Origin of the sequence: Streptomyces sp. NPDC059853 (assembly GCF_042731495.1) — a bacterium.
Lineage (GTDB): Bacteria > Actinomycetota > Actinomycetes > Streptomycetales > Streptomycetaceae > Streptomyces.
The window spans coordinates 1-10503 of record NZ_JBHWJL010000175.1 but is presented as its reverse complement, the minus strand read 5'-3'; the positions used below and the strand labels follow the sequence as shown (position 1 = coordinate 10503).

General features: G+C 72.2%; 7 protein-coding genes. 6 read left to right on the top strand and 1 reads right to left on the bottom strand.

Annotated elements, in window-relative coordinates:
• Nucleotides 1-1068, top strand: a 1068-nt coding sequence (locus ACFV5N_RS18205; protein ID WP_385600606.1) for a beta-1,3-glucanase family protein, incomplete at its 5' end; no start/stop codon positions are given.
• A 74-nt stretch (nucleotides 1069-1142) separates the two neighbouring features.
• Here the strand turns inward: ACFV5N_RS18205 and ACFV5N_RS18200 are convergent.
• Entirely contained in the window at nucleotides 1143-2954 is a 1812-nt protein-coding gene (locus ACFV5N_RS18200) for a glycoside hydrolase family 15 protein (RefSeq protein WP_385600603.1), read from the bottom strand.
• 213 nt (nucleotides 2955-3167) lie between these two features.
• Between ACFV5N_RS18200 and ACFV5N_RS18195 the strand changes: the two genes are divergently transcribed.
• The 5 genes from ACFV5N_RS18195 (at nucleotide 3168) to ACFV5N_RS18175 (ending at nucleotide 10422) form a co-directional block, all read left to right on the top strand.
• Nucleotides 3168-4823: a CTP synthase gene (locus ACFV5N_RS18195; RefSeq protein WP_385600600.1), complete on the top strand. Its 1656-nt coding sequence runs from the start codon at nucleotides 3168-3170 to the stop codon at nucleotides 4821-4823.
• A gap of 7 nt (nucleotides 4824-4830) precedes the next feature.
• The gene (locus tag ACFV5N_RS18190; RefSeq protein ID WP_385600598.1) at nucleotides 4831-5463 is read left to right on the top strand and encodes an NUDIX domain-containing protein; all 633 of its coding nucleotides are present in this window, start codon (nucleotides 4831-4833) and stop codon (nucleotides 5461-5463) included.
• A 297-nt stretch (nucleotides 5464-5760) separates the two neighbouring features.
• On the top strand, nucleotides 5761-7782 hold the full coding sequence (locus ACFV5N_RS18185) for a tetratricopeptide repeat protein (RefSeq protein WP_385600595.1): 2022 nt from the start codon (nucleotides 5761-5763) through the stop codon (nucleotides 7780-7782).
• Nucleotides 7783-7897: 115 nt separating this feature from the next.
• Entirely contained in the window at nucleotides 7898-9013 is a 1116-nt protein-coding gene (gene ald / locus ACFV5N_RS18180) for an alanine dehydrogenase (RefSeq protein ID WP_385600609.1), read from the top strand.
• Nucleotides 9014-9321: 308 nt separating this feature from the next.
• Nucleotides 9322-10422 (top strand): ParA family protein, encoded by a 1101-nt coding sequence (locus ACFV5N_RS18175; RefSeq protein WP_385600592.1) that lies wholly within the window; start codon nucleotides 9322-9324, stop codon nucleotides 10420-10422.
• The last annotated feature ends 81 nt before the right edge of the window (nucleotides 10423-10503 follow it).

Sequence of the window (10503 nt, the reverse complement as noted above, 5' to 3'; positions counted from 1 at the left end):
GCGCCGGCCGCCTCCGCCGCCACCCTCCCCGTCCACATCGTCAACAACACCGGCGAGTGGGCCAACAGCAGCATCCACCTCTACGTCGTCGGCAACGTGGACGGCCGCCAGGTGCGGCTCACCCCCGAGGGCACCCTCGCCCCGATCTCCCTCGACGACAACGGCCCGGACGGCTTCACCGACTACGCCATCCCGCTGGCCGGCTCCGGCACCACCACCCTCCAGCTGCCGTACATGTCGGGCCGCATCTACACCGCCCTCGGCGACAAGCTCAAGTTCAAGGCGGTCCTGGACGGCAACGGTGTCCCCGCGCTCGCCTACCCGGCCGGCTGGGTGACCTCCGACCCCAACTACGAGGTGCTGCACGACTGCGCCGAGTTCACGTACAACGCGGACGGCATGTTCTGCAACGTCACCATGGTCGACATGTTCAGCGTGCCGCTGGACATCCGGCTCCAGGGCACCGCCGACCAGACGGCGGGCCGGCTCAAGGACGGCGGCCGGCAGCAGATCTTCACCGAGGTCGGCCGGCACGAGGCGTTCGCGCCGCTGGTGATCGGCGACCGCCGGGTGCTCGCCCCCAGCCACGGCCTGGACGCCGGACTGTTCCCCAGCGGCTACTTCGATTCCTACATCGACCGGATCTGGGCGGACGGCCACCAGCTGAACATCCGGACCAACGAGGGCTACTACACGGGGCGCGCCTCCGGGGGCCGGCTGGTCTTCAACGGCCCGGCCGAGGTGATCGTCGACCGGCCGACCACCCGCGACCTGCTGTTCTGCGACGGGGCGCTGCACGCCCCCAACGACGGCATCCGCGGCCCGGTCGCCGCCATCCTCGGCGCCGCCCTCAACCGCACCACCGCGCACAGCCACCCCGAACAGCCGGTCACCGACGCGGCGGCGTTCTACCAGAACGACATCACCCACCACTACGCCAAGGCGCTGCACGCGGCCATGGTGGACGGCCGGGCCTACGGGTTCGCCTTCGACGACGTGGCGGACTTCGCGTCCTACATCCAGGACCACGCGCCGCAGCAGTTCACGCTGACCATCAGCCCCTTCTGACGGACCGCCCCACACGCCGGTGGCCGCCCCGTACTCCAGCCGGGGCGGCCACCGGTCGTGCGCGGGCGTGCGGATCAGCCTCCGTACGCTCCCGAGGCCGTCAGCCGCAGCGCGGTGTCGATGAGCGGCACGTGCGAGAACGCCTGCGGGAAGTTGCCGACCTGCCGCTGGCGGCGCGGGTCCCACTCCTCGGCCAGCAGTCCGAGGTCGTTGCGGAGCGACAGCAGCCGTTCGAACAGCTTGCGGGCCTCGTCCACCCGGCCGATCATCGCCAGATCGTCCGCCAGCCAGAACGAGCAGGCCAGGAACGCGCCCTCGTCACCTTCCAGGCCGTCGACACCCGCCTCCTCGCCGGCGGTCGGGTAGCGCAGGATGAAGCCGTCCAGGGTGGACAGTTCGCGCTGGATCGCCTCGATGGTGCCGATGACCCGCTTGTCGTCCGGCGGCAGGAAGCCCATCTGCGGGATGAGCAGCAGCGAGGCGTCCAGTTCCCGCGAACCGTAGGACTGGGTGAAGGTGTTGCGCTCCTTGTCGTACCCGTGCTCGCACACGTCCCGGTGGATCTCGTCGCGCAGATCGCGCCAGCGCTCCAGCGGGCCGTCCACCTCGCCCGACTCGATCAGCTTGACGGTGCGGTCCACCGCGACCCAGGCCATCACCTTCGAGTGCACGAAGTGCCGGCGCGGGCCGCGCACCTCCCAGATGCCCTCGTCCGGCTCGTTCCAGTGGTCCTCCAGGTAGCGGATGAGCTTCAGCTGGAGGAGATTGGCGTGATCGTTGCGGGCCAGGCCGGTCATGTGGCCCAGATGCAGCGCCTCGGTGACCTCGCCGTACACGTCCAGCTGGAGCTGGCCGGCCGCGCCGTTGCCGATCCGTACCGGCTGGGAGTTCTCGTAGCCGGGCAGCCAGCTCAGCTCGGCCTCGGACAGCTCGCGCTCGCCCGCCACGCCGTACATGATCTGGAGGTTCTGCGGGTCGCCCGCCACCGCGCGCAGCAGCCACTCGCGCCAGGCCCGCGCCTCCTCGTGGTAGCCGGTGCGCAGCAGCGAGGAGAGGGTGATCGCGGCGTCCCGCAGCCAGGTGTAGCGGTAGTCCCAGTTGCGGGACCCGCCGATCTCCTCGGGCAGCGAGGTGGTGGGGGCGGCGACGATGCCGCCGGTCGGCGCGTAGGTGAGGGCCTTGAGGGTGATCAGCGAGCGGATCACCGCCTCCCGGTACGGGCCGTGGTACGTGCAGTGGCTGACCCACTCGCGCCAGAACTCCTCGGTGGTGGTCAGCGCCTCCTCGGGCTGCGGCACCGGCGGCGGCTCCTTGTGCGAGGGCTGCCAGCTGATGGTGAACGCGATCCGGTCCCCGGGGGCCACGGTGAAGTCGGAGTAGGTGGTGAGGTTCTTGCCGTAGGTGTCGGCCTCGGTGTCCAGCCACACCGAGTCCGGGCCCGCCACCGCGACCGTGCGGTCGTCGACCTTGTGCACCCACGGCACGACCCACCCGTAGGAGAAGCGCATCCGCAGCACCGAGCGCATCGGCACCCGGCCGCTGACACCCTCGACGATCCGCACCAGCTGCGGGGCGTCGCTGCCGCGCGGCGGCATGAAGTCGGTCACACGCACGGTGCCGCGCGTGGTGTCCCACTCGGACTCCAGGATGAGCGAGTCGCCCCGGTAACGGCGCCGGGTGGCGGGCGGCGGCGGCACGTCCTTGCCGTGCGCCGGCCCGATGCGCCAGAAACCGTGCTCATCTGTGCCCAGCAGACCCGCGAAGACCGCGTGGGAGTCAAAACGGGGCAGACACAGCCAATCGGCCGAGCCGTCCCGGCAGACAAGGGCGGCGGTCTGCATGTCGCCGATGAGTGCGTAATCCTCGATGCGCCCGGCCACTTGCATCTCCAGTCGAACGGTGGGGCCGCCCCCGTGGGACGTGCGATATCTCGGTCGCTCAATTGAGCGTCCGAGCAGGATACGACGGCTCGCGGGTGTCCGCGCGCCATTCGTGTACCGCCTGGCTACCGCCCGCTCACTGATACGCTGGTAGCCCGTGGAGCGGAGGGCAGCAGGACCCCCGAGCCGCATCCGACCTCGCGACCACGGGAGCCCGTTTTGGCCACTGCCTCCAGTCCCCGCACGACGACCAAGCACATCTTCGTCACCGGCGGGGTCGCCTCCTCGCTCGGCAAGGGGCTCACCGCCTCCTCGCTCGGTGCCCTGCTCAAGGCGCGCGGGCTGCGCGTCACCATGCAGAAGCTGGACCCGTATCTGAACGTGGATCCCGGCACCATGAATCCCTTCCAGCACGGCGAGGTCTTCGTCACCAACGACGGGGCCGAGACGGACCTGGACATCGGCCACTACGAGCGCTTCCTCGACGTCGACCTCGACGGCACCGCCAACGTCACCACCGGGCAGATCTACTCCACCGTGATCGCCAAGGAGCGGCGCGGCGAGTACCTGGGCGACACCGTGCAGGTCATCCCGCACATCACCAACGAGATCAAGCACCGGGTCCGCCGGATGGCGGGCGACGACGTGGACGTGGTCATCACCGAGGTCGGCGGCACCGTCGGCGACATCGAGTCGCTGCCGTTCCTGGAGGCGGTGCGCCAGGTGCGGCACGAGGTGGGGCGGGACAACGTCTTCGTCGTGCACATCTCGCTGCTGCCCTACATCGGCCCCTCCGGCGAGCTGAAGACCAAGCCCACCCAGCACTCGGTGGCCGCGCTGCGCAACATCGGCATCCAGCCCGACGCGATCGTGCTGCGCGCCGACCGCGAGGTGCCGCTGGCCATCAAGCACAAGATCTCGCTGATGTGCGACGTCGACGAGGCCGCCGTGGTGGCCTGCATGGACGCCCCCTCGATCTACGACATCCCCAAGGTGCTGCACTCCGAGGGCCTGGACGCGTACGCCGTGCGCCGCCTCGACCTGCCGTTCCGCGACGTCAACTGGACGCAGTGGAACGACCTGCTGCGCGTCGTCCACCACCCCGAGCACGAGGTGCGGGTGGCGCTGGTGGGCAAGTACATCGATCTGCCCGACGCGTATCTGTCGGTGACCGAGGCGCTGCGGGCGGGCGGCTTCGCCAACAACGCCCGGGTGAAGATCAAGTGGGTGACCTCGGACGACTGCAAGACGCCGGGCGGCGCGGCCGAGCAGCTGGCCGACTGCGACGCGGTGTGCATCCCGGGCGGATTCGGTGACCGGGGCGTGGACGGCAAGATCTCCGCGATCACCTGGGCCCGGGAGAACCGGGTGCCGCTGCTGGGCCTGTGCCTGGGCCTGCAGTGCGTGGTGATCGAGGCCGCGCGCAATCTGGCCGGGATCGAGGGCGCCGACTCCACCGAGTTCGACCGCGCCACCGCGCACCCGGTGATCTCCACCATGGCCGAGCAGCTGGACATCGTGGCCGGTGAGGGCGACATGGGCGGCACGATGCGGCTCGGCCTGTACCCGGCGAAGCTGGCCGAGGGCTCGATCGTGCGCGAGGTGTACGGCGGCGAGCCGTACGTCGAGGAGCGCCACCGGCACCGGTACGAGGTGAACAACGCCTACCGGGCCGATCTGGAGAAGAAGGCCGGGCTGGTCTTCTCCGGGACCTCGCCGGACAACAAGCTCGTCGAGTACGTCGAGTACCCGCGCGAGGTCCACCCGTACCTGGTCGCCACCCAGGCGCACCCGGAGCTGCGTTCCCGGCCCACCCGTCCGCATCCGCTGTTCGCCGGCCTGGTGAAGGCCGCAGTCGAGCGAAAGGCCGCCTGAGAAGACGATGACCGCCGAACTCCGCGACATTCCCGACTCCTGGCCGGTGCACGCCACGGCCACCCCCTTCACCGGCAACAAGACCAGCGTCCGCACGGACGACGTGGTGATGCCGGACGGCTCCGTGGTGCGCCGCGACTACCAGGTGCATCCGGGTTCGGTGGCGGTCCTGGCGCTGGACGCGGCGGACCGGGTGGTGGTGATCCGGCAGTACCGGCACCCCGTACGGCAGCGGCTGTGGGAGATCCCGGCCGGGCTGCTGGATGTCCCCGGCGAGAACCCGCTGCACGCCGCCCAGCGCGAGCTGTACGAGGAGGCGCACATCAAGGCCGAGGACTGGCGGGTGCTGGCCGATGTGTACACCACGCCGGGCGGCTGCGACGAGGCGGTGCGGATCTTCCTGGCCCGCGAGCTGTCCGACGCCGAGGGCGAGCGGTACGCGGTGGCCGAGGAGGAGGCCGCGATGGAGCACGCCCGGGTGCCGCTTTCCGAGCTGCTGCGGGGCGTCCTGGCGGGCGAGCTGCACAACAACTGCCTGGTGGTCGGCGCCCTGGCGCTGGCCGCCGCCCGGGCGGGCGACGGCGAGGACGCGCTGCGTCCGGCGCTGGCCCCCTGGCCGGCCCGGCCCTTCCCGGCCTAGACACCGGGGCCCGGGCGGCGCCGTGCCGGGTACGGTCGCGGGCGGCCGCCGGGCGGGGCCGGGCGCTGCCGCGGTCGCGTGCCCCGGCGCCCGCGCCGGACCTGCGCGCCGCCACCCGGCGCCCGGCGCGCCCTGTGCTCCGGCACGCCCCGCGTACCCGCCGTGCTCCGCCGGGAGCGGCCGTAGCCGATCGCGGGCGTCCCGTGTCATGGCAGGGCGCACGCCCCCGGTGGCATACGCTGCGCTCACCACTCACCACGCACGCGAAGCAGAGGGCGCGCAGTGACGGAAGCGGCGGTGCACGAGTCCCCTGGCCTCGGGGGACTGCTCGGACGACAGGGCGAACTCGCGCGGTTGCGCGCCGACATCGACGGGGCGGGGCTGGCCACCCTGGCGGGCCGGCCGGCGCCGCGCAGCAGGGTGCTGCTGGTGGCCGGGCCACCCGGCAGCGGGCGGACCGCGCTGGCGGAGGAGTTCGCCCAGGAGCAATTGGCCACCGGCCGTTACCCGGACGGGCTGCTGCGCGCCCGGCTCACCGATCCGGGCGGCGAACCGGTGCCCCTGGAGCGCGCCGCGCGTGAGCTGCTGACCGCCCTCGACGTGCCGGCTCCGGCCGGGGCGGACGAGGAAGAACTGACCGACGTCCTGCGCGGCGCGCTGGCCAAGCGCCGGGCGCTGCTCCTGCTGGACGACGTGAGCGCGGCGGGGCAGCTGTCCGAGCTGATCCCCGACACCCGCGACTGTCTGGTGCTCGCCGTCTCCCGGGGGCCGCTCACCGGTGTCCCCGATGTCCGCCCGTGCACCCTGGGCGGGCTCAAGCGCACCGCCGCGCTGGCCCTGCTGCGGCGCGGCGCCGGGGAGATCCGGATCACTGTGGACCCGACCGCCGCGGACCGGCTGATCGAGGTGTGCGGCGGGCTCCCCGCGGCCGTGGTGCTCACCGCGGGCTGGCTGGCGATGCGCCCGGAGGCCACGATCGCCGAGGCGCTGGCCCGGATCTCCCGGCCCGCCGACGAGGACGGGCTGGCCGGTCACACGGATCCGGTGGCGCTGGCGTTCCGGCTGGTGTACGGGGCCCTGCCCCCGGCCGCCGCCCGCACCCTGCGGCTGCTGACGCTGGCCCCGGCCGGGGCGCTGGACGCGCACACGGTGGCGGCGCTGGCCGGCTGCTCGCTGGGGGCGGCGCGCGGGGCGCTGGAGAACTTCGCCCTGCTCGGGCTGGTACGGCCCGCGCCGCCCGGCAGTGAACAGGGGGAGTACCGGCTGCCGGGTGCCCTCGACCCGCTGCTGCGTCTCCTGCTGCGGACCCGGGAGCGTCCGGCCGAGGTGCTGCTGGCACGGGCCCGGATGCTGGAGCGCGCGGTGCGCCGGCTGCGGGCCGCCCAGGCGGTGACCGAGCCGCTGGGCAGCCCGGCCCGGCAGTGGCTGGCGGGGCTGCCGGCGGCGCTGCGGTTCGAGGACCCGGCGGACGCGGCGCGCTGGCTGGCGGCCGGGCTGCCCGCGCTGACCGCCGCCGCCCGCACGGCGGTCGAGGACGGCGGGGACCTCGACACGCTGGCCAGACGGCTGGTGGGGGCGCTGACCGGGGCCCTGCTGGCGCACCGGGGCCGGGAGGGGGCGGCGCCGGAGCTGTACCGGCTGCACGAACTGGTGCTCGGCGTGGCGACCCGGCGCGGGATGGCGGGGGAACGGGCGGCGGCGCTGCTGGTGCTGGGGGACCTGGACCTGGCGGCCGGGCGTTCGGGGCAGGCGCTGGAGCGCTACCGGGCGGCGCTGGACGCGGCGCGCTCCGATCGCGCCGGGCCGGACGGTCCGCTCGCCGCGCGGGCGGTGGAGTCGGTCGGGGACACCTACGCGGAGCTGGCGGACTGGCAGCGGGCGGCCGACTGGTACGGGCGGGCGCTGGCGAGCGGGCAGGCGCGCGGGGACGGCGCGGCGGTGGCCCGGCTGCACGGGCGGATCGGGGCGGCCCTCACCCGTACCCGGCACTGGGGCGAGGCGCTGCGGGCGTGGCGGGCGGCGGCCGCGGCGCACCGCAGGGAGGGGGACCGGCGCGGCCAGGCGGTGGCGCTGGCGGAGCTGGCCACGGTGCAGGAGTACGCGGGGCGGCCCCAGGAGGCGCTGCGGTCGGGCGAGGAGGCGCTGCGGCTGGCCTCGGCGGTGGGGGACCGGGAGCTGGCGGGGCAGGTGCGGGAGCTGCTGGCGCGGATCGCGGAGCGGATGGGACGGATGGCGCAGGCGGCCGGCTACCGCGCGGCGGGCCGGGGCGCCGCGGTGGAATCCTCTGGGAAACCTCAGGGAAGGACTTGCGAAACATAGAGTTCTCTCCCGGGTGATCGATCGAAAGTAAGGCTGGACAGGCTCCGTGCCTTCTTTACACTGGTCTGACACTGCCCGTTCTGCCTTCGGCAATGACGCAAGGACCGTGATCCACGTGAAGGTCGGGATTCCCCGCGAGGTCAAGAACAACGAGTTCCGGGTCGCCATCACGCCGGCGGGCGTGCACGAACTGGTCACCGCGGGACACCGGGTCGCCGTCGAACGCGGCGCCGGGCTCGGCTCGGCCATCACCGACGAGGAGTACGCGGCGGCCGGGGCTTCCATCGCGCCCGGCGCCGACGAGGTGTGGGCCGAGGCGGAGCTGGTGCTCAAGGTCAAGGAGCCGGTGGCCGAGGAGTACCCGCGGATGCGCAAGGGGCAGGTCCTGTTCACCTATCTCCATCTGGCCGCCTCCCAGGAGTGCACCCGGGCGCTGCTCGACTCCGGCACCACGGCCATCGCGTACGAGACGGTGGAGACCGCCGGGCGGGCGCTGCCGCTGCTGGCGCCCATGTCGGAGGTGGCGGGCCGGATCGCGCCCCAGGTCGGCGCCTACCATCTGATGCGCTCGGCCGGCGGGCGCGGGGTGCTGCCCGGTGGCGTCCCGGGCACGGCGCCCGGCGAGGCGGTGGTGATCGGCGGCGGGGTCTCCGGCTGGCACGCCACCCAGATCGCGGTCGGGCTCGGCTTCCATGTGACGCTGCTGGACCGGGATGTGACCAAACTCCGGGAGGCGGACCGCATCTTCGGCACCCGGGTGAAGACCGTGGTCTCCAACGCCTTCGAGCTGGAGCGGGCCGTCCTCGGGGCCGATCTGGTGATCGGTGCGGTGCTCGTCCCCGGGGCGCGGGCGCCAAAACTGGTCAGCAATGAGCTGGTGGCCCGGATGCGCCCGGGAAGTGTCCTTGTCGACATCGCGATCGACCAGGGTGGCTGCTTCGCCGACTCGCGGCCCACCACCCACGCCGAACCGACCTTCCGGGTGCACGATTCGGTCTTCTACTGCGTGGCCAACATGCCCGGCGCGGTGCCCCACACCTCCACATATGCCCTGACGAGTGCCACTCTCCCGTATATCGTGGAGCTGGCCGGACGGGGCTGGGCGGACGCCCTGCGCCGCGACCCCGCGCTGGCCCTGGGCCTCAACATCCACGAGGGGCAGGTCGTCTACGGTCCCGTCGCCGAGGCGCACGGGCTGCCGCACACCGAACTGGGCGCTGTTCTGGCCTGATCCGATCGATCCGTCAACCGGAGGCGTCAACATCGGGAAGATCACATCCTCTTGTCGACACATCGGCTGACAGGACGCGCCGGCTGCCGCCGGTGCCCCTTTCAACCAAGTGGGCGCGGTGGGAACGGACCTCGGGACGGCTCGCGCACCCTTGACAAGGGGGTGTGCGAAGCCCGACACATCGGTACCGGTCCGGCGGATTGTGTTGCCGCTGACCGCCGACACGCCATAGAGTCGCCAATCGTCGGCATGGTGCAACGCTGACTCTGTCCAGAAGTTTCCTGATCCCCATGGAGGTAGGACGACTTGTGAATGAGTCGACAATTACTCCCGGGGGAGGACATGCGGGCGGCGGCTCCATCGCTGTCCGTACCTTCGCAACTCACCAAAGCCACGCAACCATGACAGCGCCTCAGAGCACGGACGGCCACGACGTGAAAGACGCCGACCGTATCCCCGATGACGAAGAACTGGCCGACGGTCAGTTCTACGACCCGGACGCGGAATACGAACCCGACCCCGAATACGCGGCGACCATCGCGCCCGACGCGGCCCGACAGCGCCGCGAGCGCATCGGCCCCACCGGGCGCCCGCTGCCGTACTTCCCGATCCCCGGCCCGCTCACCGAGCGCGGACCGGCCAAGATCATCGCCATGTGCAACCAGAAGGGCGGCGTCGGCAAGACGACCTCCGCCATCAACCTGGGTGCGGCGCTGGCCGAATACGGCCGCCGCGTCCTGCTGGTGGACTTCGACCCGCAGGGCGCCCTCTCGGTAGGCCTGGGGGTCAACCCCATGGAACTCGACCTCACCATCTACAACCTCCTGATGGAACGCGGCATGGCCGCGGACGAGGTCCTGCTGAAGACCGCCGTGGCCGGCATGGACCTGCTGCCGAGCAACATCGACCTGTCGGCGGCCGAGGTACAGCTGGTGAGCGAGGTGGCGCGCGAGTCGACCCTCAGCCGCGCCCTGCAACCGCTGCTGCCCGACTACGACTTCATCGTCATCGACTGCCAGCCCTCGCTCGGCCTGCTCACCGTCAACGCGCTCACCGCCGCGCACAAGGTGATCGTGCCGCTGGAGTGCGAGTTCTTCGCCCTGCGCGGCGTCGCCCTGCTGACCGAGACGATCGAGAAGGTGCAGGAGCGGCTCAACCCCGCGCTGAGCCTGGACGGCATTCTCGCCACCATGTACGACTCCCGCACCGTGCACAGCCGCGAGGTGCTGGCCCGCGTCGTGGAGGCGTTCGACGACAGCGTGTACCACACCGTGATCGGACGCACCGTCCGCTTCCCGGAGACCACGGTCGCCGGTGAGCCCATCACCACCTACGCCTCCAACTCGGTGGGCGCCGCCGCCTACCGCCAGCTCGCCAGGGAGGTGCTCGCCCGGTGCCACGCCGAGTGAGTCTCCCGGCAGCCGACGAACTGTTCCGCACCACCGGGGGGTCGGCGGCCGTCCAGCCCTCCAACCCGAACGAACCAGCAC

What these genes read in the sequence shown, in the direction of transcription:
- ACFV5N_RS18200 (WP_385600603.1), bottom strand. Translation starts at nt 2,954, where the DNA reads ATGCAAGTGGCCGGGCGCATCGAGGATTACGCACTCATCGGCGACATG.
- ACFV5N_RS18190 (WP_385600598.1), top strand. Translation starts at nt 4,831, where the DNA reads ATGACCGCCGAACTCCGCGACATTCCCGACTCCTGGCCGGTGCACGCC.